The organism is Candidatus Avelusimicrobium alvi (genome assembly GCF_958451995.1).
Lineage (GTDB): Bacteria > Elusimicrobiota > Elusimicrobia > Elusimicrobiales > Elusimicrobiaceae > Avelusimicrobium > Avelusimicrobium alvi.
This window is the reverse complement of sequence record NZ_CAUDSG010000002.1, coordinates 1-22445: the sequence shown is the minus strand read 5'-3', so window position 1 is coordinate 22445 and position 22445 is coordinate 1. Positions and strand designations below refer to the sequence as shown.

The following is a 22445-nucleotide window of genomic DNA, read 5'->3' as shown; positions in this document are numbered from 1 at the left end:
CGCGTCCTAACGCTTAAAAAATGAAAGGTTCCAATTGCCGTGTAACAGTTTCTCTTGATATAGACGGGCCTTTTCCCGAAAGGCTTTTCTGTGCCGGCTGAGAAGCGCCGCCCTGCCCAGCAAAGCAAACCAATATCCCGACACCTTACAGCGGGGCAGCTCCCATATCAGCCGCCGCACGCTTGTACGCAAGTTCTCCAATATCCAGGTTTCATACAGCGGGGTTTGGCGAAAATATCCCCACCACAGCCACGCGGAGTGTTCTTCCGGATTCACCCAGGGTTTAATGCCAATATAATGCACGACGCCCGCTTCCCGTTCCGCCGCCTCATAAGCACGGCGGTCCGCCGCAGGCATCTTTGCCCAGATATCGTTAAAATAGGAGTTTTTGGGCGGCCAGTTCCAGCACACGGGCAGCTCGCGGATTTTGCCTTGAAAGTAAATATTCAGCGCATCCTGCTCCAAATAACGAAAATTGGACCCATGAAGCATTTGCAACAATTCCGCCGTACAATTATGCGCACGGAAATAGTCCAAATCAAATACGCACACGCCCGTATTGTAATACACACGCGGATTAGCCAATTTTAAAGAATCCGTGGTATAGGCCAGCAAATCCCAGTTATTGGATTCAAACATTCCTTTAGCCGCATAGTCCAGCGCCGCAGCCATAGGCTTTCCATGCAAATCTATCTCATAAAGTTCACGCAAATCCCGCCGGATGATAACATCCAAATCAGTAAACAGGACGCGGGAATAATTTTTTAGCATCAGCGGAGCCGTAACGGAGAAGAAACATTCCAGGCTGTAATGCGCCGGAAAGCGCAGCTCATACTGCGCCAGCACTTCCCGGGGATTTACAAAACGCACGGACACATTGGGACGGGCCAGAAAAGAGCGGATAATTTCTTTATTCTTCGGCGTAATTTTTGACTCAAACACCAAAACGTCATAATTATGATTCACATCCATATGCGCGGCAAAAGAAGCCAAACACGCCAGCAAATAAGGAACATATTCGTTGCTGGAGCGTAATGCCCATACGGAATAATTATCCTTAAAAGCCGGTAATATCTCATCAGCCGTAAATTTATTATTCATTTATTATCCTCTGTGCGGTATTTTTTCCGTCTTCAAAAGCCTGGTGCGTCCACATATATTCCCATTTGCCAAAGCGTCCGATACTTTCAACAGACAGGCCGTGCAAATAATCCAGAACGGTTTGTCTGTTCCGGTAAATATCCGGCACAAACGTAATATTGGCATACGGTTCAAAGCGTATATCCCGCACCAGAAGGTCTTCCTCTTTAAACAGCCCCATAGCCATTAATTTTTGCACCGTATTGCGCAACACCTCCGATGCGGGCGGAACGGAAGCACGGCAGTCATAAAACACCTCCGCCTGCAAAGAACTGCACCCGGCAGGCGCATTGTCAGGGGATTTTAAATTGGGGGAATATACGCGCGCGGGCGGGATGTCTTCATCATAAATATAAAACCACAGGCGGCGGGCGACGTCCGGGCGGCGAAAGCCCAGCGAAACCTGATAGCCGCAGGTATGCCTCAGCGCACGCGCGGCGGCGGACACGGCAGGCGGCACGTCCGGCAATATGTTGATAATTTCCGGCAGCGGCAGAGACGAAACCAGCACGCCGTATTCCACACTGCTCCCGTCTTGAAAGAATACCTTTTTCCCGGCGGGATCAATCCGCACCGCTTTTTTATTCAGGGTTATATCGCACCCCGCGCGCAGACCGTTTAGAATACTGCGAAAGCCTCCCTGTTTGGGGTAGCGCATCACGGACGTATAATAAAAATTCCCTTCCGGTTTTTCAAACGCGCCGCGCAATACTTCTTCCAGGGAAGGAGAATGCATCCGGTTCCCCACCCACTTTACTTCCAGCTCGTGCGGCTCGGCCCCCCAGTATTTACGCGTATAAGCAAAGGGAAAGCGCTCGGCAAAATAATCCCCGTATTGGACGCGGAGCCAGGTTTCGTAATCGGAAATTTGTTCCCGGGGGATTTTCCGCCGGCGGACAAAGTCCGCAATAATTTTCACTTTCTCCTCTGTCGGGAGCGGGTAGAGATTGTTTTGGGCCGGATGGTACACCCAACAGCCCCGGTAATAATTGGAAGAGACGGGAGCATGCTCCCACAGCGGCCCGGAAGCCGCAAACATTTGCCGCGCATACGAATCCTGCGCGAAGGTAAAGTGTACAAAGCGGTCAAACCGGAAACCGTCCAGCGTAAAGCCGCCGCATAAACCGCCCCAGTCCGCGTCTTTTTCAAAAACGCGGACCGACCGGCCCGACTTGCCCAGGTGGAAAGCGGCCGATAATCCGGCCACGCCGCTCCCCAACACCACGATTTCTGTCATACGTTATTCTTTATCGCTGTGGGCTTGGATTTGCCGGACGCAATAATCCCACATATCCGTACCGCCCACGGCCTCTTGATACCAAGCCACCGTAAACGCAATGGCTTCGCCGAATGAGAGGCGGGCGTGCCATTTATCCAGCATACGGTAAGCTTTGGTAACGTCCAGGCTGAGCAAAGTGTTTTCGTGCAGAATGCCCGGTTCGGAAGCATCCACCACCCGGCCTTTGCCATAACATTCCACCACCTTCTGCACCACTTCCCACACGGTTTTATTGGCTTCTATACTGGGGCCGAAATTAAAACTGGTGCTGTAGGCCACCGGGTCTTGCATTAATTTTTCGCCTACTTTTAAGTAACCGGATAAAGGTTCCAACACGTGCTCCCACGGGCGGGTGGCCTGCGGGCTGCGGATTTCAATATCTTTTCCGGCCTCCAACGAACGGATGCAATCGGGAATTAAACGGTTATCGCTCCAGTCCCCGCCCCCGATTACATTCCCCGCGCGCACGCTGGCCACGGCTTTGCCATGTTTGCTGTAATCTTTGGGATTAAAGTAAGAATTGCGCCAGGAAGCAATCATCAGCTCCGCACAGCCTTTGGAAGAGGAATACGGGTCATACCCGCCCATCCGGTCGGTTTCCCGGTATCCCCAAATCTGCTCTACGTTCTCATAACATTTGTCCGACGTAATCATAATAACCTGTTTGATACAGTCAAACTTGCGGGCGGCTTCCAAGATATTTAAAGAACCCATCAAATTGGTTTCGTACGTCATTTTGGGGTGCTCATACGAAGTGCGCACCAAGGCCTGCGCCGCCAAATGGAAAATCATCGTCGGCTGATACCGGGCGATGACCGCTTCCAACCGGGCGGAGTCGCGCACGTCGCCGCGCTCGTCGGCAAACAGACGTTCTTTTAAACGCGAGGCGCAATAGTTGCTTCGGTCCGAATACGCATCCAGCGCATATCCCACCACGTTCGCTCCCAAGCTGGTCAGCCAAATGGCAAGCCACGAACCTTTAAATCCGGTATGTCCGGTTACCAAAACAGTTTTCCCTTCGTATACGCCGTTAAACGTGTTCATACAAAAACTCCTTCCACCAATCAATAGTTTGCCGCAGGCCTGTTTGCAGCGTATAAACAGGCTGCCACCCCACTTCTTGCGTCAAACGCACATTACTGCCGACAATAACGGGATCTGCAAAATTTTCTTCCAGCGCACCCCATAAGATGCGCCCTTGAAACTCGGTCTGCCGCGCTATTTCCTCCACCACCGCGCGCAGCTGAACAGGCTGCCCGGAAGCGATATTTACCGCATCCGTAACATCGGATTCAAATAAAGACGCTATCCCCCGCGCCGTGTCATAAACGTGCAGATAGTCCAAAAACTTGGTGCACGGGCTGACTTTTACATCTTCATTTTTCAGCATGGAACAAATAACCGAGGGCATCAAACGCGCCGGGCGTTCATACGGGCCGTACAAATTAAAAATACGGGGCCATTTAAACGCTATGCCCGCCTGGCGGCAAAAACTTTTTCCCACGTTATACAACGCGGCCTTGCTCTGCCCGTATAAAGACGGATTTGCCAGCGCAGTGGCGTCCTCGCGCAGCAATCCGCACGAAAAATCATATTCGGACACGGTGCCCGCCCCTAAAAAAGTTTTCCCGCCATACTCGGCGAAACTCTTTAATAAATCCAGGGATAAACCCAGCCAGTCCATATTTCCCGGGCTCATATGGCATTTGGGCCCCACATACCACGCCAGATGAATGAGATTTTCAAAGCGGTGTTCCGCCAAATAACGCTTTAACGCTTCCCGGTCAAAAAAATCCAACCGGCTCTGCAGCAGTCCGTCCTGCGGGGGCAGCGACGGCGAAAGCGACGGCGCGTACACGGTGTATCCGCGTTTAATCATTTCATCCGTTACGCAGCGGCCGATAAATCCGCTGGCTCCGGTAATAAGAATTTTTTTCATCTTAGTCTTCCCACACTTTCCAGGGGGCTTTGCCGCTGTTCCACAGGGCGTTTAGTTCCAGCTTGTCTTTTAACGTGTCCATCGGCTTCCAAAAGCCCGCGTGTTTATAGGCGTTTAACTTCCCCGCTTCCGCCAGCTTCATTAAAGGTTCTTTTTCCCATATGGCGTTCTCCCCTTCCGGGATATAATTAAACGCTTCCGGCTCGCACACAAAAAAACCGCCGTTGACCCACGACCCGTCCCCCACCGGTTTTTCCTGAAAGTGCGAAATGGAATCGTCCGCCTGAATGTTAAGCGCGCCAAAACGCCCCGAAGGCTGCACCGCCGTCAGCGTAACCGTTTTGCCCGATTTTTTGTGGTGCTCCAGCAGTTTTTTTATATTCACGTCCCCCACCCCGTCTCCGTACGTCAGCAGGAAGGGTTCGTCCCCCACGTAGTGCCGGGCCTGTTTAATGCGGCTGCCCGTCATGGCGTTGCGCCCCGTGTAGAGCAGGGTTACTTTCCAGGGCTCGCAGCGGTTGCGGTGGATGTCTATTTCGTTGCTGGTGAAATTGATGGTTACGTCGGAATTATTGGTGTAGTAATTAAGGAAGTATTCTTTGATGACTTCGCTTTTGTATCCGCACAGGATAATAAAATCCGTCAGTCCGTAGTGCGTATAAAGCTTCATAATATGCCAGATAATCGGATACCCTCCGATTTCCACCATCGGTTTCGGACGGATGGAAGTTTCTTCCCCCAGCCGCGTGCCCAATCCTCCGGCTAACAGCAATACTTTCATATATAGCTCCTTAACCTCCGCTAGAGAGATATATTAAAATAAAGTTATGCAGGGCTCTTGGCGGAGGCCGTCCTGACGGACATTCCTGCATAACCTTAATACACCTATACAGGTGTATATTAAAACTCATTTAAAAGCCCCAAAAACGCGCGTCCTGCCGTCTTTGCGGCTTTAGGATTCTTTTTAATACCCTTTCCAATTTAACAAAAAAAAAAAACAAGTCAAGCCCTTTGCCGGCGGCCGCCAGCCTATTAAAAAACTAACCCTTAAAAATACAGGACAAACGCCGGAAATGAAGTTATACTACGGGTATGCAGGAAAAGGGGGATAATATGGATACGAAATTAACGGTAACGGACGCGTCGTTTGACGCGGCCTTTGAAAAATACAAAAAAGCGGAAATGGTGATGTTTTTTGCCACCTGGTGCCCGCACTGCCACCGTATGATACCGGCGGCGGACAAGCTGGCCAAAGACTATAAGGGCAAAGCCGCCGTTCTGGCCGTGGATGTGGACCAGTCGCCCGACAGCAGCCGCAAGTTCGGCGTGAGCGGCGTGCCGACGTTTGTGTTTGTAAAAGACGGCAAAGTGCAGGAAACCATTTCGGGCGAATACCCGGAAGAAGAACTACGCAAAAAGCTGAACGCGCTTTTATAAGACCCGTACGCAAAAAGCACCCGGGTTCCAAACGGCACCCGTGTGCTTTTATTTTATCTGCGGCAAATTTACGCTTTTTCTATTTCTTCCAACAGCATGCGCAGGGCTTTTACGGAAGCGCGCCCGATATTGCGCTCGCGCGTATGGGAAAATACAAACTTCCGCGCGTGCGCGCCTTTCGGCCCCGCGACGGCAATCCACACGGTTCCCACGGGCTTTTCCGGGGTGCCGCCGTCCGGCCCGGCCACGCCGGTGGTGGCTGCGGCAAAATCCGCCCCCGTTACGCGCCGCGCGCCTTCGGCCATTTGCAGGGCCACCGGCTCGCTGACGGCGCCGTACTTTTCCAAATCTTCCGCACGCACGCCAAGCACATTTTTCTTCACCTCATTGGCATACGCCACCACGCCGCCCAAAAAATAAGCCGACGCGCCGGGCCGCGCCGTAATCAAATGCGCAATATTTCCCCCCGTACAGCTTTCGGCGCACGCCACGGTTACGCCTCCGGCGGCCAGCCGCCGACCGATTTCTTCTTCCGCCGTGTCCGCGCAGTTGGTCTCAAACGAAAGCCCGTCCAGCGCTTTTAAGAGCTTATTAAAAAACCCGTCCAGCCTGTCCACGGCTTTTCCCCTGGCGGTCAGCCGCAGGCGTATCAGCCCCGCGGAAGGCAAATAGGCAAGCCCCAGGCCTTCTTCCAGCGTATCTTCAAACGCGGCCAGTTTCATCGCCAGCTCCGCTTCCGGAATATCATAAACGGTAACCAAGCGGTAACGCAGCAGTAAATCGTGAAATTTTTCTTTTAACCGCGGCAGTACTTCGGCCGGGAACAGGTATTCCGTTTCAAACGGCACGCCGGGCAGGGAGACGAGCACCTTGCCGTCTTTTTCAAACCACATCCCGCTTGCCGTGCCCTTTTTGTTGCGCAGCGGCGTACAGCTTTTAGGCAGCATGGCCTGGGATTTATTGTACGCGTTCATCCGCTCCGGGTGCGCGGAAAAGATTTCTTCCAGCCAGCCATATGCCTGCGGGTTAAATTCCAATTCGGTGCCGAAGTATTCAGCCAGCACGTTTTTCGTCAAATCGTCTTTGGTGGGGCCGAGGCCGCCCGTTACAATCACGGCGTCGGCGCGTTTGAACGCGTCGTCCACCGCGCGCAGGATTTCTCCTTTTTCGTCGGACACGGAGCGCATCTCCACCGTTTCCGCGCCCAGCGCCGCCAGTTCGCGCGCGATAAAGCGGGAATTGGTGTCTAAAATCTGGCCGAGCAAAATCTCGTCCCCAATGGTAATAATCACGCTTTTCATTATTTTCCTTTCCTTCTTTGCAATAAATCGTGTACGCACACACCCAAAACAGTTACGCCCAACACACAAAGCAACGACGGGCACAATAACCCGATTAACAACCCGCCGCTAAGCGGCATATGCCGCCCGCCGGCAAGGATAGGCCCCTGAAATGACCACAGGATAAGCGACCCGGTCAGCGTCAGCACCAGCCCGACGGCAGACACCATCAGCAAATTTCCGGGCGGCATCAAGCTGCAATCGCCGCATGCTTCGTGCCGCGCCAGCTGCCTGCGCACCGCGGCGGCCATTTCTTTTCCCTCCGACACTTTGTGCCTAAAAGTTTTAAATTTCCGTCCGTGGGCCATCAGCTTATAAATAACGGGCCACACCAAAAAATTCGGCGCATACGCAAAACGCACCGCTTCGCCCTCCACGGGCTTAAACTCCAGTTCCAAGGCGGAAATTGCTTCTTTGCGGCCGTGCCGGGTAAGTATCTCGGCCGTTTTCACACCCAGCGTAAACGCCGTAGAAGAATAGGCGAAAAAAATTCCCTGCCCGCCTTTTACCACCACGGCCCCTTCTGCTTGAAAATACAAATCACTCACGCGGCCTTCGGCGGCCCGGCTTTTTTGCCACATCTTCCACCAATAAAACACAAAGAACAGGCTCGCGGCGTACACGAAAACAAATACGCCCGTCAGCACGGCTTCTTCCCGCCACGCGGCCAGCAAAAAGTCCCTTAATACGCCCAGCGCCTCTCCGGCGCCCGCCATACACGCCGCCACCGCCCACGCCGCCAGGGGCGCCAGCGCAATCAACAAGGCGGAAGTAAATTCTTTTTTACAGCCTTTTTCCTTCGGATCGGTAATACGAAAATGTGTTTTCATCCATTCCCCCAACTACGCATATTCTAGCACTTTCACCGGGCGAAACGGGCGCAAAGTGTTATATAATAATTTTTTAAGGAGAACGCCTATGAGAGATTTTACCTTTTGCGCGCCCACCGAAATCATCTTCGGCGCGCACGCCGAAGAACGCGCCGGAGAGGCCGTCGTCAAACACGGCGGTTCGCGCGTGTTATTGGTGTACGGCGGCGAAAGCGCGAAAAAAAGCGGCCTGCTCACGCGGGTGGAAAAATCTTTGATGATGGCGGGGCTGACGGTCAAAACCCTGGGCGGCGTACAGCCCAACCCCACGCTCTCTTTTGCGCGCAAAGGCGTGCTTCTCGCCCTTACGTTTCAGGCGGACTTTATCCTGGCCGTCGGCGGCGGCAGCGTGATTGACACCGCCAAAGCCATCGCCGTCGGCGCGGCCAACCCGCACACCGATATCTGGGCGTACTGGACGGGCAAATCCGCCGTGCACGCCGCTCTGCCCGTGGGCAGCGTGCTGACGATTTCCGCCGCCGGGAGCGAAACCAGCGACTCCGCCGTGCTGACGGACGATTCCCACAAAGACAAACGCGGCCTCAACACCCCTTTTAACCGCCCGCGCTTTGCCTTGATGAACCCGGAGCTGACTTTTACCCTTTCCCCCAAACAGCTTGCCTGCGGCGTAACGGATATTTTAATGCACACGCTGGACCGCTATTTTACCCCCATGCAGGGCAACGAACTGACCGACGCGCTGGCCGAAGCGCTGATGCGCACCGTCATTCACTACGGGCCCGCCGCCGTGCAAAATCCGCAGGACTATCAGGCGCAAAGCGAAATGATGTGGGCGGGCAGTCTGTCGCACAATAATCTGACGGGCCTGGGCGCGGATAAAGAATTTGCCGTACACCAGCTAGGGCACGAACTCAGCGGGCGTTTCGGCGTCCCGCACGGGGAGAGCCTTTCCGCCGTCTGGGGCGCGTGGGCGTTATATGTATATAAAGAAGACCCGGCCCGCTTTGCGCGCTACACGTCCAACGTCTGGCGGCTTGCGTTGACGACGGACATTGACAGCGCGGCCCGCCAGGGCATTGACGCCACGATACGTTTCTTTACATCTCTGGGAATGCCCACCGGTCTGCAGCAGCTGCTGGGCCGCCAGCTGAGTTCTTCGGAACTCTGCGAACTGGCCGACAAATGCAGCCGCGGCGGCACGCGCACGGTCAGCAAGTTTAAACCGCTGGCCAAAGAAGATTTACTGCGCATCTATACCGCCGCCAACAACTAAAAAGACGCCCGTTTTCCGGGCGGTTCCGCAGCCGCCCGATACGCCGCACAGCGGAAAACCGTTAAAATTTATATAATATTATTGTCTTTAACTTAATTCCCGCCGTCCGCCGACCGCATTTTTACCGGCGGTTTCTTTTTGTCCGGCGGCACGGAGCATTATGAAACCCGAAAAAATCCAACCCAATCCGCTCGCCTTAATCCCGCTGGCGGTATTTTTAATTTCTTACCTGGCCGTCTCGCTGGCGGCGGGTGATTTTTACAAAATGCCCATCACGGTGGCTTTTGTATTGTCTTCCGTTGTGGCCGTTTGGATGAGTAAAGGCGGCGGCCTGCACAGCCGCATTGAACTCTTTTGCAAAGGCGCGGCCAACTCCAACATAATGCTGATGGTGATGATTTTTATTTTGGCGGGCGCGTTTGCGCAAACGGCCAAAGCCATGGGCGCGGTGGACGCCACGGTGAATTTGACGCTGGCCATCCTGCCCGGCAATGTGCTGGCGGCGGGCGTATTTTTGGCGGCGTGCGTGATTTCCGTGTCGGTTGGTACGTCGGTAGGGACGATTGTCGCGCTTACGCCGGTGGCCGCCGGCCTCAGCGCGCAGACGGGCATCTCGCCCGCGCTGATGAGCGCGGTGGTGGTCAGCGGCGCGATGTTTGGCGACAACCTGTCTTTCATTTCCGACACCACCATTGTAGCCACCCGCACGCAGGGGTGCAAAATGTCGGACAAATTTAAAACGAACTTTTCCATCGTAATGCCCTTCGCCGTTTTAACCACCATTATTTACGTGCTGATAGGCAGCGGCGCGCAAAGTGCTTTTGTAACGGGAGACATCCACTGGATTAAAGTGCTGCCCTATTTTATCGTATTAGCGGCCGCGGTGATGGGCGTAAACGTGATGGTGGTATTACTGGGCGGCACGGTGTTATGCGGGCTGATCGGCCTTTTAACGGGCGCGTTTGACGTATGGGGGTGGACGACCTCCATGGGGGCCGGCATCAACGGCATGGGCGAGCTGATTATCGTTACCATTTTGGCGGGCGGCATGCTGGAAATGATTCGCTATAACGGCGGCCTGGCGTGGATTATTCAAAAGATGACGGCGCGCATCCGTTCGCGCAAAGGGGCGGAGCTGAGCATAGCGGGCGTCGTCAGTTTTGCCAACCTCTGCACGGCCAACAACACGATTGCGCTGATTATGGCGGGCCCGATTGCCAAAGAAATCGCACAGCGTTTTCATATTGCGCCCAACCGCTCGGCGAGTTTGCTGGATATTTTTTCCTGCTTTGTGCAGGGCATTATCCCCTACGGCGCACAGCTGCTGATGGCGGCCAGCCTCTCGGGCGTATCGCCGGTGGGAATTATGAAATACCTGTACTATCCGTATTTGCTGGGCGTCGGCGCGCTGCTGGCGATTTGGCTGGGGTTCCCGCGCACACATTCCCAGCCGGCGGCGGACGGTGCGATGGAAGCCTAGTTTCGTCCGGCGTACAATTTTGATAGAATGAAAGGAGAAAGATTTACGCGCTCGTAGTTCAATGGATAGAGCACCAGCCTCCGAAGCTGGTAATATGGGTTCGACTCCCGTCGAGCGCAAATATAAAAACCTCACGTCAGTGAGGTTTTTGTTTTTGCGCGAGAAGCGGGCCAACTGCTTGGCCCGCGCCGGGAGGAGAAGACCGGAGCGATGTTTTTGTTTGAAGCCGCAGGCTGAAAGGCAAAAACCGCGAGGTCCGGCCCGAAAGCAATTTCCGTCAGAAAATTAACGGCAGGGACCCGTTTCCGGCATAAACAAAAACCCCGCTTAACAACGGAGTTTGTAAATATCAAAAATTATTCCGTTCTACAGCGAACAAAAGAACGCAACCAAAAACGGAACTGAAAAATCCAGCGTTACGCCGTGCACAATGGCCAGAAAAGTCATATCCTTTCCCGAGTAGCGCGCAATCACGGGCAAGGTCGCATCCATAGACGTTACGCCTCCCGCCGCCACCGGCGCAAATTTGCCGAAAAACCGCACCAGCAAGGGCGCAAAAAGCAGGGTAAACATTTCGCGTATCATATTGGACAGCAAGGCCACCGTGGCCAATGCACCCGCCGCCTGCGCGCCCAGTACGGGTTCTTTGAGACGGGCAATTAAAATGGACGAGAGCGAATAATATCCAAACCCGCTCCCCACGGCCAGGCACTCGCTCCAGCTCCAGCGCGTAATAAATACCGAAGCCGCCAGCGCGCCCAGCAAAGTTCCCGCCGCCGTGCCCGCGGGCAACAACAGCCAGCGCAGTTTGACGGAGCGTAAAATTTCTTTCAGTTTTGCGTCGCTTCCCAGGCTGACGCCCACTTCCAGCATCAGCAAATACAGCGCCGCCAGCGGCAGCAATCCGCCGCGCAAAAATTCAGGCAGTTCGGGCCGCGTCCCCAGCCAGCACCCCGCTGTAAAAAACCCCAATACGGCCAGGCTGGATTTCATCGGCTCCCCCGCTCCAGCAGTTTCTTATACATCCACGCCCCCACGGCTATGCTCCCCGCGGCGGCCGACAGCGAAAGCGCCAGCGCCTCCGCGCCCACCGCCGACAGATTAGCCAAAAGCTCCCGGTTCCCGCCTACGCCAATGCCCATCAAAAACAGCAATACGTATACCGTGCCCGAAACGCTTTTTCCGGCCCACAGCGTCCAGCGGCGGCCGCGCGCCAGAAAGCCGATAAAAAGCCCTGCAAATAAAGTTCCAATCAGTGTAATCATCATTCTCCGCCAGAAAAGTCCCCGTCCAAGCGGGCGGGGAGCGTATATATTATGATACCAATAACGGCGGCGGCCGTCCAATACGCATAAAAAGGCCCGCCGGAAAGCGGGCCTTTTCAGCAGGAATATCTTACAAATACAGCAGTTTAAAGCCGATGCTCACGCCCCAGTCCTTGGTTTTCCAGTTTCCGGCGGCGTGCGTGCTGGCGTTTACATAAAACGCCGTTCCGTCGTTTACCAGCGTGCCGATTTCCAGCTCCGGGATAAACTCCGCCATTCCGCTGTGCTCGTAATCCATATAATAATACAGATTGGTCAGCACCCACCACTGGTTGGGCGACGTATAACCGATGTTGGCGCGCAGACGGCCCATATTAATATCGTCGCGGGCGTGGTCTCCCACCACGGAAACATAATGCTTATATCCCGCGGCGGCATAAAACCCGTCCAGAAACGACATCAGTACAAACGCCGACGGACTGGCCTGCAGTTTGCCCGCTCCGAGCCGTTTGTCGGTGGCGGTAGGCAGAATAAACTCCATCTTGGCGCCAAACCCGAACAGTCCGTCCTCTTCCGGGTGAAACCAGGACACGTTAGCCAACATATCGCCCAGCCCGCTTACGGATTTCTCCGGCGACTCATAACGCGAAAGCGGCACCTCCACGCCCCAGTTGTACTGCTCGTTAATCACGCGGTAGGTTTTAAGCGTTACCTGGCTGACGGAAACGCCGCCGCTGTCGTCAATGACGGTGGTAGCGGGATTGACTTCAAACGTAGTGATGTTTTCCGTAGGCACTACGCCGTAATGATACGTCCGCTGGATTTGCGCGCACAAGGGCGCAGCCGCCAGCAGCAGCACTCCCAACACAGCCCATTTTCGCATAAATTCCCCCATAGCTTGCGAAGTATAATCTTACTCTACCTGTCTTTTGTCTAAAAATCAAGTCCGCCGGGACGGATTTACTTTTTTACCTGGCAGACGTCGGACGTTTTATCCGGGCACGGGGCGGGCCCTTTACGCACAACCGGGCGCGCCGAAAACAGCAGAAACCGCCCCCCGGTGCTGAGCGTGGAGGCAAAAATCTCCCCGCCGCGCACGCGCAAAAGCGAATCGGCGCCGTAGTAGGTGTCGCCGTCTTTGCCAAACTGGGCCTTGCCGCCGAACATATAGGCAAAAGTGGTGTTTTCTTCGGGGACGGAAAACTCAAACGAGCCTCCCGGCGAGAGCGTAACGTCAAAAATGGTCGTGCCCAGCGGATGCTGCGCCACGGCGCCTTCGCGGTGCTGGAATTGGCCGCACACGACGCGCACTTCCGCGCCGTCCGTGCGTACGAGCGGTACGTATTCGCTTTCAAATTCCCAGCGTTTTCCGCCGCCGTTCCCTCCGCCGGGAAGCACGCGCATCCACAGTTCCATATTCAGCACATATACGCTCTCACTGCGGGCCGCCTGTTTTAAGCCGCCCACCATATTTATCCAGCGCGAAGCAGTCACTTCCGACAAACGTTCATCGCTCAAGTCCGGCGGGTCCACCAGGCCGGTTACCAGGTAATTCAGGGTTTCGCGGTCCGGACGGACATGGGGAGCAATAACGTCGGAACGGTCAAATTCCGGGCTGCAATAACAAACCGACAGCCACGAAAAAGGATCAAACTGCGTTTCGTTATGGCGGTCAATCAGTCTTTTTAACAGCATACACGGACCGCCGGCCGACAACTCCCACCAGACCGGACGGACCTCGTGTTCTTGGGTCATAGAACTGCCTCCTTTAAACCTTACTTCCGGGCGCAGGGAGCCTGCGCCCGGAGCAAAATATACGTTTACACGCCGGAAGGTTTATGCTTGATAAACGTTCCCGCGCCGATTTCGCCAAAAGCCTGCCGAACTTCCTCGCGCGTATTCATAACCACGGGCCCGCCCCAGGCCACATCCTCGCCCAGCGGCTTGGCGGAAAAGAGCACAAAGCGCATGCCGCCCGCCGCGGCGCGGACGCAGACTTCGTCTCCGCCGCCCAGCAGAACGGCCGTTTTACAAGCGATATTTTCGCCCCCTTCTTCAAACGCGCCGGTGCCTTCTAAAATATAGGCAAATACGGTGTTGCCTTTGGCAACGGGCAGCCGGAATTCGGCCCCGGCGGCAAGCGTTACGTCCAACAGCGTGGTCTTTACATATTCCCCCTGAAACACGCCTTCGGTTTGGCCGAACGAGCCCGAAATTACGCGCACTTCGGCGCCGTCCACCGCAACAACCGGAATTTTATCGGCGCGCAAATCGCGGTAAGCCGGGTCCGCCATTTTATCCTTTTGGGGCAGGTTAATCCACAGCTGCAGGCCCAGCATCCGCCTGGCGGGGCGGGGCATTTCCTGGTGGATAATGCCGCTTCCGGCGGTCATCCACTGGCAGGCGCCGTCGGTAATTTTCCCTTTGTTGCCCATACTGTCCTGGTGTTCAATACACCCCGACACCAAATAGGTAACGGTTTCAATCCCCCGGTGCGGATGGAACGGAAATCCTTTTGTGTAATCGTCCGGGTTGGTGGAATCAAACGCATCCAGCATTAAAAACGGATCAAAATTCCGTACGGTGTCGCGCCCGAGCACGCGCACCAGTTTCACGCCGGCGCCGTCCTGCTGCGCAGAACCGCGCACCAGCTCTTTTACTTTTCTTACGGTTTTCATAAACTCCCCCCTGTACTGTCCTTCTTCTACTTATTTTACACTATCCATTCTCCCCGGCCGCCCCGGGAAATGTACTAGTTCATTTCCCCGGTGTACAGGCCGGAGCCGTTAAAAGAAACCGTAAAAACAAAAAAAATCCCCACGCGGCTGTAGCGCGGGGGAGCAGTAAAAAAGTAAATGCGTAGCGGTCAGCGCATGTCTTTACCCAGTTTGGCGCGCAGTTCCTGAATGCGCTCCTGGATATAATTGGCGGCTTCTACCGACAAGGGGGATTGCTTCCCCTGCAAAATATGCAGCGAAAGAGCCCGCTCAAACCACAGCAGGGCTTTTTCGTCGTCCGGCGGAACGCCGTGGCCGGCGGCGTACATTTCGGCGGCCTGCAGCATCACCCCGCAGTCCGCGCCGGCATTCGCCACCGCCACCGTCCATTTAAAAGCCAAAGGGTAGTATTCTTCGCCCTCGTCCTGGTAAAGCATTAGGAGTTTATAGCGCGCTTCTTCATCGCCGTTGTCCGCTTCGCGGTCCCACTGCCGGTAGAGTTCGCGGCGGCGGGCGGCGAAATCAAAGAACCGCTTCACGCGCTCCCAAAACGAGGCCCATTCCCATGCCATAATTTCGTTCTCCTTTGTAGATATTGTACACTATATAATTATATTTCGCCAGGGAGACTCCGCTTATGATTACCATCGCTACCGCACCCGTCAAAACATACCTGTCAAAATCTAAAATACCGGGGTTTGATTACGTGATTAACCCCTATATCGGATGCCCGCACAAATGCGTATACTGCTACGCCGAATATATGCGCAAGTTCACGGGCCACTCCGAAGAATGGGGCGAATTTTTGGACGTCAAAGTCTGCGAAGTTCCGCTCCGTCCGGCCAAGCTGTTCCGCACCCGCGTGATGCTCAGTTCCGTTACGGACCCGTATAACCCCTACGAGAAACAATACGAACTGACCCGCCGGTTAATCAAACAGCTGGTCGTCTGTCAGGCGCAAGTCTACGTGCTGACCAAATCCGCACTGGTGCTGCGCGACCTGGATTTATTCAAACAAATCCCGTACTGCGAAGTGGCTTTTTCTTTTTCGTCAGCAGACGACGCGTTCCGCCAGCTGGCCGAGCCGGGGGCTTCTTCCGTTTCCGAAAAAACGGAAGCTTTAAAAATCCTGCACGAAGCCGGCATACACACGGCGGTGATGGGGGCGCCGCTGTTTCCGGAACTCAGCGACTGGAAACAAATCATCGCGCTCACGCGCCCGTACACGGACCGCTACGGCTTTGACAGCCTGAATATGCGCCCGGCGTACCAGCGAAAAGTGATGTCTTTCATCGCCGCGCATTATCCGCATCTGCTGGCGCTGTACGGGGATATTTTCCTGCAGGAAGAACCCACGGATTACTGGAGCAAACTGGGCGAAGAAATACGGGACTACTGCCGCGCCGAGGGCATCCCGGCGGATATTTATTTCGGCTCTTTCCGCTCTTACTCCGGCAATTAAGACGTTTTACAAAAACCGGCCCGTAAAACCGAACCCCCGGCCCAGCCGGGGGTTTTCACAACATACAAAAACCCCGCCTTAAAAGACGGGGTTTTTAAGATTAAGCTTCTTCGTTGGGCGGGTCGTCAAAACCCATTTTCCAGGTGCAGACAAATCCGCCCGCCATCGCCACGGCAAAGCCAAGCGCGTAAAACAGCACGCTGTGCAGGTTGGACAGGGCCAAAAACAACACCACGCCGGAAACGCCGAACGGAATGGCCGCCGTTACGTGGGCCGCGGCAATCACCGCGCCGCCCAGGGCGGCCCCCACGCACGCGCCGATAAACGGTTTGAAAAGCGGCAGCGTAACGCCGTAAATAAGCGGTTCGCCAATGCCCAGCACGCCCACCGGCAAAGCGTTTTTGACAATGGTTTTAAGCCGGGTGTTTTTCGTTTTCCACAATACGGCCAGTCCGGCGCCCACCTGCCCCGCGCCCGCCATACATAAAATCGGAAACAGCGGATTGCCGCCCAGCGTATTCATCAGCTGCTGGTGAATCGGCACCAGGCTTTGGTGAATGCCCAGCATAACAAGCGGCAGGAACGTGCCGCCCAGCACCGCGCCCGCCAGCACGCCGCCGTGTTTAAGCGCGTTTTGCGTCTGCACGGCCAGCTGGTCGGAAAGCCAACCGGCCAGCGGCTGGATAAGCGCCAGCGACACAAAGCCCACCGCTAAAATGGTAACCGTCGGCGTGATGAACATCTCCGCGCTGCCCTTGATACGCGCGCGCAGGAATTTTTCAAACCAGCTGCCCGCCCAGCATACCAGCAGTACGGCAATCACGCCGCCTTTGCCCGGCACCAGCGCATTGCCAAACAGCGTTACGTCGGCCAGCGCGGCCATATTCAAAATACCCGCAAACGCCACGCCCAGCGAAGGCGTACCGCCGAACTCTTTGTTGGCGTTATAACCCACAATGGCGTTTAAGTAGAAAAAAATCCCGTTGCCAAACACCGCCAGCAGCCCCGTGGTATTGGGGTCTCCGGCCAGCAGGGTTTTGGACAAAATATTATTAATCCCCAAAATCAGCCCGCAGCCGATATACGCCGGGATAAGCGGCAGAAAAATGTTGCCGATAATCGCGCAGACGCGGCTTAAACGGCTGGAGTATTTTTTCCGCACGGCGGCTTTGTTTTCTTTGGTTTCGCCCACGGAAGGCTCCGGCGCCGGCATATACACGCCGGACAGATTCAGCGGAGCAAACGCGTGGCGTTCGTTAAAATACGCGGTCAGTTTGTTGGCGGTGGAAGGGCCGACAATCAGCTGATGCTGGGAGCCGGAATAAAAATATCCCGCCACGTCTTTTACGCGGCGCAGGGCGTTCGGGTCCACCAGCGCCTCATCTTTGACCGTAAAACGAAGGCGCGTCATGCAGCAGCCCAGCGTGGTGATATTTTCCGCCCCGCCCGCCGCGGTCAAAATTCCTTCGTACATCGCTTTTAAATCTGCCGGCATTTACTCCTCCGTTTGAATAAATTCCCACCGGCCCTGGCCCGAATGGTAACGTTCCAGCCGTCCGGTATCAATATGAAAATACATCCCTTCCAAATTCAGGCCGTTTTCCCGCATCGCGCGCGCGATAAATTCAAGGCCGCTCAGGCGCGCCAATTGGTCCAGCACGTTGTTTTTAACGGCGTCCGCGTAGCTGTCCCCCCGGTAACGCGCGCCGCAGCCGCCCAGCCACGCGCTTATTTCCGCGGGCAGGCCCGCCAGGTCTTTGAGTTTGGCCACGGCGTTGCAGTCGCTGTGCCCCAAAACGATGATATTTTGCACCTGTAAATGTTCCGCCGCAAAGCGCAGGGAAGCCATCATGGAAGCATCGGAAGGGTCAATTTGGTTTAACATATTGCGGTGTACGCAGATATGGCCGTCGTTCGTAGCAAAAATAGCTTCCGGGCAGACGCGGCTGTCAAAACAGCTTACCACCATGGAGTGGGGACGTTGGGTATTGGCGATTTGTTCCGCGCGCAAAGCGCAAAAACCTTTACGCGGCGGATTTCCTTCAAAAAAATGGCGGTAGCCTTCTATCAGCTGGCGGAACCCGTCATTGGGATAAGTAGTTTCACTCATTCTTTTATTTTAGCAGTTTACAAAGCCTCCGGCGCATATTCTCTCCGTCTTCCGGCGGGGGCGGCGCGCGCCCCGCGTCCGCGGCCCGTAAAAAAGCCCCGCTCTTCAGAGCGGGGCTTTAAATCCAGTTACACGCTTGTCTTATTTGGAAAGGTGTTTGGAAAGGTATTTGCTCATATCAAACATGCTGATCTGTTTCTTGCCTTCAAAAATGGCGGCCAGTTTGGCGTCGGAATTGATCATGCGTTTGTTTTTGGCGTCCTGCAAGCCGTTCTTTTTAATGTAATCCCACATTTTTTTAACGACTTCGGTGCGCGGAAGGGCGGCGGAACCCACCACGGCCGCGAGTTCGGCGCTGGGGGTCAAAGGCGCCATAAATTTTGCATTTGCTTTTGCCATATTGCTAATTCTCCTGTTGTCTTGATACGTATAATATCGTTTCTTAGATTTTATTATATTTGGAGCCCGATTGTAAGGGGTGTCCCCGCAAAGGGGCTCCGTACGGCGTAAATCCAGGTTCGGCGCGGCGCGTTATTTCACTTTCGGCGCGGCGGCCAGAACTTCCTTGGAGCAACCGTCTTCGTACTTTTTAAAGTTCTCAATAAACGACTTGGCCAAGGACTCATATTTTACCATATATTCTTCTTTATTGGCCCAAGAGTTCACCGGGTTTAAAATGTCGGACGGGACGCCTTCGCAGGAAGTCGGAATCTGGAAGCCGAACACCGGGTCGGTGATAAAATCAACTTTGGCCAGTTTTCCGTCCAGCGCGGCGTTTAAGAGCGCGCGGGTGTATTTGATGCTGATGCGGTGGCCGACGCCGTACGGGCCGCCGATCCAGCCGGTGTTTACCAGCCAGCAATCCACATTGTGCTCTTTAATTTTCTTTTTGAGCAGCTCCGCATACACGGACGGGTGCAGCGGCATAAACGGGCCGCCGAAGCAGGTGGAAAAAGTGCTGGTGGGCTCTTTTACGCCTTTTTCGGTGCCGGCCACTTTGGCGGTGTATCCGCTGATAAAGTGGTACAGGGCCTGGTCCGGGGTCAGCTTGGAAATGGGCGGCATCACGCCGAAAGCGTCGCAGGTAAGGAAGATGATGTTCTTCGGGTGCGCGGCGCGTTTGCTTTCCACCGCGTTTTCAATAAAGTTAAGCGGATAGCAGGCGCGGGTATTTTCGGTCAGCGAGTCGTCGTCCAAATCCAGCTTGCCGGTTTCCGGGTCAAACACCACGTTTTCCAACACGGTGCCGAAGCGGTGGGTGGTGGAATAAATCTGCGGTTCGGCATCCTGGCTCAGTTTAATTACTTTGGCGTAGCAGCCGCCTTCAAAGTTAAACACGCCGTCATTGTCCCAGCCGTGTTCGTCGTCGCCGATGAGGCCGCGGGTAATGTCGGCGGACAGCGTGGTCTTGCCGGTGCCGGAGAGGCCGAAGAAAATGGCGCTGTCGTCTTTATCGCCCACGTTGGCGGAGCAATGCATGGTCATAATGCCTTTCTGCGGCAGCAGGAAGTTCATTACGGTAAACAGGGCTTTTTTGTTTTCGCCGCCGTACTCGGAGCCGATGACCAGAATCACCTTTTTCTCAAAGTTAATCAAAATGGCGGTTTCGGACACGGTGCCGTCGGTGGTCGGGTCCACTTTCATTTTGGGCAGGCAGATGAGCGTAAAATCGGGCCGGAAAGCTTTTAATTCTTCCTGCTTGGGCTCAATGAACATATTTTTAACAAACATATTCGTCCACGCGCATTCGGTAATAGCGCGCACTTTCAGGCGGGAAGCTTCGCTGGAGCCCACGTAAGCGTCGCGCGCGAACAAATCTTTATCCTGCACGTAGGCCTGCACTTTGGCGAAAATTTTATCAAAGTATTCGGGCTTGATGCCTTTGTTGCTTTTGTTGTAGAAGAGTTTGCCTTCAATGTCTTTGGTTTCCACAAAATAGCGGTCGTTGGGGCTGCGGCCGGTATGTTTGCCGGTGCTGACGCACAGCGGGCCGCCGTAAACGATGTTGGATTCGCCGCGCGAGAGCGATTCCTGGTACAGGGCCGGGGTGGAATAGTTCCAGTAGACGGTTTTATCCGTTTTAATGCCGACGTGTTCAAGGCCAAAGTCCGGTTTAAAGAAATCCGGTTTTGCATTCAGTGTTTTCATTGTTAATCCCTCGCAACTAATTTATCCCCGATTTTAATTTCGTTCGGAGCGTTTTTATCAAGCGCCCAGCGGATGCGGCGCATCCCCTCCACGATGGAGGCTTTATCCGCACAGTAGCTGATGCGCAAGTACCCTTCCGCCCCAAAGGCTTCACCGGGCACAACGGCCACCAGCGCTTTTTCCAACAGATATTGCGCAAGCGCGTTGGAATCGGCGTTGTAGTGGCTGAAATCTATAAACGAATAGAAGGTTCCCGCAGGCTTCTCCACGCGCACGTGGGGAATGGCCGCCGCTTCTTGCAGCAAAGCGTCGCGGTTTTCTTCTAAGATACGGCACAAATCTTGTACCACGCTTTGGTCGCCGTTTAACGCGGCGGCCGCGGCGGCTTCGGACAAATCGCTGTTGCAGGACGTACTCTGCGCCTGCATACGGCCCATCGCGCCGATGAGTTCTCTGTTGGCGCACACGGCCCAGCCGATGCGAAGCCCCGTCAGCCCGTAGAGCTTGGATATGCCGTTTATAATCACCAAATTATGGGCGTTTTTGGCGTAAGCGGCGGGATTGGGCGTTTTTTTGCCGTCAAAAACGAGCTGGTGGTAAATATCGTCCATCACCAGAAAGATATCGTTTTTTTCGGCAAATTCCACGATGGTTTGAATAAAATCTTCGCCGTAAATCTGCCCCGAAGGGTTGCACGGGCTGTTGATTAAAATCGCCTTGGTTTTAGGCGTTACGGCTTTTAAAATCTGCTCGGCGCGGACGTGAAGCCCCCTGCCGGCCTCCGGCCGCACGATAACGGGCGTTCCCCCCGCCATACGCACCATTTCCGGGTAGCTGACCCAATACGGGGCCGGGAACACCACTTCATCCCCCGCGTCCACCGCGGCCAGCAGGAAATTAAACAGCGCCTGTTTCGCACCCGCCGACACCAGCACATTCGCGGGTTCGTAGCGGCGGCCGTAATGTTTTTCGGTATAATCCAGCACGGCCTTTTTCATTTCCGGCGTACCGGAGGAAGGCGAGTATTTAATCCTGCGGCTCTGCGCTTTCTGTATAATCGCGTCCACCGCGGCCTGCGGCGCGGGGTACGTGGGTTCGCCGCCGCCCAGATGGATGACGGGTTCTCCCGCGGCTTTCAACGCGCGCGCTTTGGCGTTTATTTTTAAAGTCGGCGAATCGCCGACGGTATTGGCTAGTTTGCTTAAAGAAACGGACATATTTTCCCTCTACGCACATTCTAACATTTAATTTGCCGAAAAGGGAGATTAAAAATCCGTCCGGGCCGCGTGCGGCCCCGCCGGCGGCGTTACGCGCGCAAAAAACTCCCCGCGCATACATCTCGCGCGGGGAGTTTCAAAGCAATTTATTACAGCGTATAACCCTTATTTTTTAAATAATTCCATATGCCTTCCGCTTCGGAACCGCTCGTTCTTTTGTAAAAACGTAATTCTTGGGTGTGATTGACCATATGTTCGCTATTATGCAAAGAATACAAAGAAGCCGAGCCTTCATTTCCCGTCGCTGAGCCCGGGGTAGATAATCTGTCTGCTGTAATATTGCACCAACCGTTACTCTGAAGCTTAATCCAGTACTGATAGTATTTAGAATAACTAACATACCTATTAAACGCCGTAAAGCTATTGGGAATGTCCACCCCAACAGATTCCGGATTATTTCCGCTGAAATACACATCAGCGCTCGGCAGCCCATTTTGCAAATAATACAGCTGGCACTGTTTTTGCCCCAAATTGATAATTGTTTCAACCTCTGTAAATCGGGATTTTTCTACCGCCTTGGTATACTGAGGCAATGCCACCGCGGATAAAATACCAATAATAAGCACGACAACCAGCAGTTCTATCAAAGTAAAACCTTTCTTCATAAATACTCCGGGAAAACGCAGATTTGCCCGGCGCAGATGCCGTATAAAAACGCCAAGCAAGACGGGCCGTGCTTTTTCCAATTTATCAAAAAAAAAAAAACAAATCAACCCCCTTGCCGGGGGCAGGGCCCAGAGCCTGGGCT

23 protein-coding genes and 1 tRNA gene are annotated in these 22445 nt (G+C 54.4%); 5 read left to right on the top strand and 19 right to left on the bottom strand.

Annotated features, from left to right (window positions below):
• Window positions 1-6 precede the first annotated feature (6 nt).
• The 5 genes from ACQY36_RS00875 to rfbF are packed head-to-tail and all read right to left on the bottom strand — an operon-like array spanning window position 7 to window position 5139.
• A complete protein-coding gene (locus ACQY36_RS00875; RefSeq protein WP_428077337.1) occupies window positions 7-1101 on the bottom strand; it encodes a glycosyltransferase family 8 protein in 1095 nt (364 codons plus the stop codon).
• On the bottom strand, window positions 1094-2377 hold the full coding sequence (locus tag ACQY36_RS00870; protein WP_428077335.1) for a protoporphyrinogen/coproporphyrinogen oxidase: 1284 nt from the start codon (window positions 2375-2377) through the stop codon (window positions 1094-1096). The genes ACQY36_RS00875 and ACQY36_RS00870 overlap by 8 nt, the downstream gene beginning before the upstream one ends.
• A gap of 3 nt (window positions 2378-2380) precedes the next feature.
• Window positions 2381-3463: a CDP-glucose 4,6-dehydratase gene (gene rfbG, locus ACQY36_RS00865; RefSeq protein WP_428056498.1), complete on the bottom strand. Its 1083-nt coding sequence runs from the start codon at window positions 3461-3463 to the stop codon at window positions 2381-2383.
• A complete protein-coding gene (locus tag ACQY36_RS00860; RefSeq protein ID WP_428071876.1) occupies window positions 3450-4358 on the bottom strand; it encodes an NAD-dependent epimerase/dehydratase family protein in 909 nt (302 codons plus the stop codon). The genes rfbG and ACQY36_RS00860 overlap by 14 nt, the downstream gene beginning before the upstream one ends.
• Window position 4359: 1 nt before the next feature.
• Window positions 4360-5139 (bottom strand): glucose-1-phosphate cytidylyltransferase, encoded by a 780-nt coding sequence (gene rfbF, locus ACQY36_RS00855; protein ID WP_428077333.1) that lies wholly within the window; start codon window positions 5137-5139, stop codon window positions 4360-4362.
• Window positions 5140-5471: 332 nt separating this feature from the next.
• Between rfbF and ACQY36_RS00850 the strand changes: the two genes are divergently transcribed.
• Window positions 5472-5795: a thioredoxin family protein gene (locus ACQY36_RS00850; RefSeq protein WP_428077331.1), complete on the top strand. Its 324-nt coding sequence runs from the start codon at window positions 5472-5474 to the stop codon at window positions 5793-5795.
• A gap of 68 nt (window positions 5796-5863) precedes the next feature.
• On the opposite strand, the gene ACQY36_RS00845 is transcribed toward ACQY36_RS00850, so the two are convergent.
• Window positions 5864-7096: a CinA family nicotinamide mononucleotide deamidase-related protein gene (locus ACQY36_RS00845; RefSeq protein WP_428056494.1), complete on the bottom strand. Its 1233-nt coding sequence runs from the start codon at window positions 7094-7096 to the stop codon at window positions 5864-5866.
• A complete protein-coding gene (locus ACQY36_RS00840; protein ID WP_428077329.1) occupies window positions 7096-7965 on the bottom strand; it encodes a hypothetical protein in 870 nt (289 codons plus the stop codon). The genes ACQY36_RS00845 and ACQY36_RS00840 overlap by 1 nt, the downstream gene beginning before the upstream one ends.
• A gap of 88 nt (window positions 7966-8053) precedes the next feature.
• Between ACQY36_RS00840 and ACQY36_RS00835 the strand changes: the two genes are divergently transcribed.
• The 3 genes from ACQY36_RS00835 (at window position 8054) to ACQY36_RS00825 (ending at window position 10837) form a co-directional block, all read left to right on the top strand.
• Window positions 8054-9238: an iron-containing alcohol dehydrogenase gene (locus ACQY36_RS00835; protein ID WP_428077327.1), complete on the top strand. Its 1185-nt coding sequence runs from the start codon at window positions 8054-8056 to the stop codon at window positions 9236-9238.
• Between the two features lie 160 nt (window positions 9239-9398).
• Complete coding sequence (locus ACQY36_RS00830) at window positions 9399-10718, top strand: Na+/H+ antiporter NhaC family protein (RefSeq protein WP_428077325.1); 1320 nt, start codon at window positions 9399-9401, stop codon at window positions 10716-10718.
• Window positions 10719-10765: 47 nt separating this feature from the next.
• Window positions 10766-10837, top strand: a tRNA-Arg gene (locus ACQY36_RS00825).
• 247 nt (window positions 10838-11084) lie between these two features.
• On the opposite strand, the gene ACQY36_RS00820 is transcribed toward ACQY36_RS00825, so the two are convergent.
• The 6 genes from ACQY36_RS00820 to ACQY36_RS00795 all read right to left on the bottom strand — a co-directional run bounded on the left by ACQY36_RS00820 (window position 11085) and on the right by ACQY36_RS00795 (window position 15272).
• Window positions 11085-11711: a lysine exporter LysO family protein gene (locus ACQY36_RS00820; protein ID WP_428071450.1), complete on the bottom strand. Its 627-nt coding sequence runs from the start codon at window positions 11709-11711 to the stop codon at window positions 11085-11087.
• Entirely contained in the window at window positions 11708-11986 is a 279-nt protein-coding gene (locus tag ACQY36_RS00815; RefSeq protein ID WP_428077323.1) for a LysO family transporter, read from the bottom strand. The genes ACQY36_RS00820 and ACQY36_RS00815 overlap by 4 nt, the downstream gene beginning before the upstream one ends.
• Before the next feature lie 127 nt (window positions 11987-12113).
• On the bottom strand, window positions 12114-12866 hold the full coding sequence (locus tag ACQY36_RS00810; protein WP_428071446.1) for a hypothetical protein: 753 nt from the start codon (window positions 12864-12866) through the stop codon (window positions 12114-12116).
• 77 nt (window positions 12867-12943) lie between these two features.
• The gene (locus ACQY36_RS00805) at window positions 12944-13738 is read right to left on the bottom strand and encodes a hypothetical protein (RefSeq protein WP_428077321.1); all 795 of its coding nucleotides are present in this window, start codon (window positions 13736-13738) and stop codon (window positions 12944-12946) included.
• Window positions 13739-13803: 65 nt separating this feature from the next.
• Complete coding sequence (locus tag ACQY36_RS00800) at window positions 13804-14661, bottom strand: pirin family protein (RefSeq protein WP_428077319.1); 858 nt, start codon at window positions 14659-14661, stop codon at window positions 13804-13806.
• 188 nt (window positions 14662-14849) lie between these two features.
• Window positions 14850-15272 (bottom strand): hypothetical protein, encoded by a 423-nt coding sequence (locus tag ACQY36_RS00795; protein WP_428056485.1) that lies wholly within the window; start codon window positions 15270-15272, stop codon window positions 14850-14852.
• Between the two features lie 65 nt (window positions 15273-15337).
• Between ACQY36_RS00795 and ACQY36_RS00790 the strand changes: the two genes are divergently transcribed.
• The gene (locus tag ACQY36_RS00790) at window positions 15338-16162 is read left to right on the top strand and encodes a radical SAM protein (RefSeq protein WP_428056484.1); all 825 of its coding nucleotides are present in this window, start codon (window positions 15338-15340) and stop codon (window positions 16160-16162) included.
• Window positions 16163-16262: 100 nt separating this feature from the next.
• On the opposite strand, the gene ACQY36_RS00785 is transcribed toward ACQY36_RS00790, so the two are convergent.
• From ACQY36_RS00785 to ACQY36_RS00760, 6 genes are all read right to left on the bottom strand, one after another.
• On the bottom strand, window positions 16263-17657 hold the full coding sequence (locus tag ACQY36_RS00785; protein WP_428077317.1) for a PTS transporter subunit EIIC: 1395 nt from the start codon (window positions 17655-17657) through the stop codon (window positions 16263-16265).
• Window positions 17658-18272, bottom strand: coding sequence for a carbonic anhydrase (locus ACQY36_RS00780; protein WP_428056482.1), 615 nt, complete (start codon window positions 18270-18272; stop codon window positions 17658-17660).
• Between the two features lie 141 nt (window positions 18273-18413).
• Window positions 18414-18671 carry an SWIB/MDM2 domain-containing protein gene (locus ACQY36_RS00775; RefSeq protein WP_428056481.1) on the bottom strand — a complete coding sequence of 86 codons (258 nt, stop codon included), beginning with the start codon at window positions 18669-18671 and terminating at the stop codon, window positions 18414-18416.
• 132 nt (window positions 18672-18803) lie between these two features.
• Window positions 18804-20420, bottom strand: coding sequence for a phosphoenolpyruvate carboxykinase (ATP) (pckA, locus tag ACQY36_RS00770; protein WP_428077315.1), 1617 nt, complete (start codon window positions 20418-20420; stop codon window positions 18804-18806).
• Window positions 20421-20422: 2 nt separating this feature from the next.
• Window positions 20423-21637: a pyridoxal phosphate-dependent aminotransferase gene (locus ACQY36_RS00765; RefSeq protein ID WP_428077313.1), complete on the bottom strand. Its 1215-nt coding sequence runs from the start codon at window positions 21635-21637 to the stop codon at window positions 20423-20425.
• Between the two features lie 149 nt (window positions 21638-21786).
• The coding region (locus ACQY36_RS00760) for a type IV pilin protein (protein WP_428077311.1) at window positions 21787-22445 on the bottom strand (659 nt) is incomplete at its 5' end.

Coding starts and splice junctions, on each gene's coding strand:
- ACQY36_RS00840 (WP_428077329.1), bottom strand. CDS start 7,965: ATGAAAACACATTTTCGTATTACCGATCCGAAGGAAAAAGGCTGTAAA.
- ACQY36_RS00835 (WP_428077327.1), top strand. CDS start 8,054: ATGAGAGATTTTACCTTTTGCGCGCCCACCGAAATCATCTTCGGCGCG.
- ACQY36_RS00820 (WP_428071450.1), bottom strand. CDS start 11,711: ATGAAATCCAGCCTGGCCGTATTGGGGTTTTTTACAGCGGGGTGCTGG.
- ACQY36_RS00875 (WP_428077337.1), bottom strand. CDS start 1,101: ATGAATAATAAATTTACGGCTGATGAGATATTACCGGCTTTTAAGGAT.
- ACQY36_RS00850 (WP_428077331.1), top strand. CDS start 5,472: ATGGATACGAAATTAACGGTAACGGACGCGTCGTTTGACGCGGCCTTT.
- ACQY36_RS00780 (WP_428056482.1), bottom strand. CDS start 18,272: ATGAGTGAAACTACTTATCCCAATGACGGGTTCCGCCAGCTGATAGAA.
- ACQY36_RS00810 (WP_428071446.1), bottom strand. CDS start 12,866: ATGCGAAAATGGGCTGTGTTGGGAGTGCTGCTGCTGGCGGCTGCGCCC.
- ACQY36_RS00765 (WP_428077313.1), bottom strand. CDS start 21,637: ATGTCCGTTTCTTTAAGCAAACTAGCCAATACCGTCGGCGATTCGCCG.
- ACQY36_RS00775 (WP_428056481.1), bottom strand. CDS start 18,671: ATGGCAAAAGCAAATGCAAAATTTATGGCGCCTTTGACCCCCAGCGCC.
- rfbG (WP_428056498.1), bottom strand. CDS start 3,463: ATGAACACGTTTAACGGCGTATACGAAGGGAAAACTGTTTTGGTAACC.
- ACQY36_RS00870 (WP_428077335.1), bottom strand. CDS start 2,377: ATGACAGAAATCGTGGTGTTGGGGAGCGGCGTGGCCGGATTATCGGCC.
- ACQY36_RS00860 (WP_428071876.1), bottom strand. CDS start 4,358: ATGAAAAAAATTCTTATTACCGGAGCCAGCGGATTTATCGGCCGCTGC.
- ACQY36_RS00790 (WP_428056484.1), top strand. CDS start 15,338: ATGATTACCATCGCTACCGCACCCGTCAAAACATACCTGTCAAAATCT.
- ACQY36_RS00805 (WP_428077321.1), bottom strand. CDS start 13,738: ATGACCCAAGAACACGAGGTCCGTCCGGTCTGGTGGGAGTTGTCGGCC.
- ACQY36_RS00845 (WP_428056494.1), bottom strand. CDS start 7,096: ATGAAAAGCGTGATTATTACCATTGGGGACGAGATTTTGCTCGGCCAG.
- ACQY36_RS00830 (WP_428077325.1), top strand. CDS start 9,399: ATGAAACCCGAAAAAATCCAACCCAATCCGCTCGCCTTAATCCCGCTG.
- rfbF (WP_428077333.1), bottom strand. CDS start 5,139: ATGAAAGTATTGCTGTTAGCCGGAGGATTGGGCACGCGGCTGGGGGAA.
- ACQY36_RS00800 (WP_428077319.1), bottom strand. CDS start 14,661: ATGAAAACCGTAAGAAAAGTAAAAGAGCTGGTGCGCGGTTCTGCGCAG.
- pckA (WP_428077315.1), bottom strand. CDS start 20,420: ATGAAAACACTGAATGCAAAACCGGATTTCTTTAAACCGGACTTTGGC.
- ACQY36_RS00795 (WP_428056485.1), bottom strand. CDS start 15,272: ATGGCATGGGAATGGGCCTCGTTTTGGGAGCGCGTGAAGCGGTTCTTT.
- ACQY36_RS00815 (WP_428077323.1), bottom strand. CDS start 11,986: ATGATGATTACACTGATTGGAACTTTATTTGCAGGGCTTTTTATCGGC.
- ACQY36_RS00785 (WP_428077317.1), bottom strand. CDS start 17,657: ATGCCGGCAGATTTAAAAGCGATGTACGAAGGAATTTTGACCGCGGCG.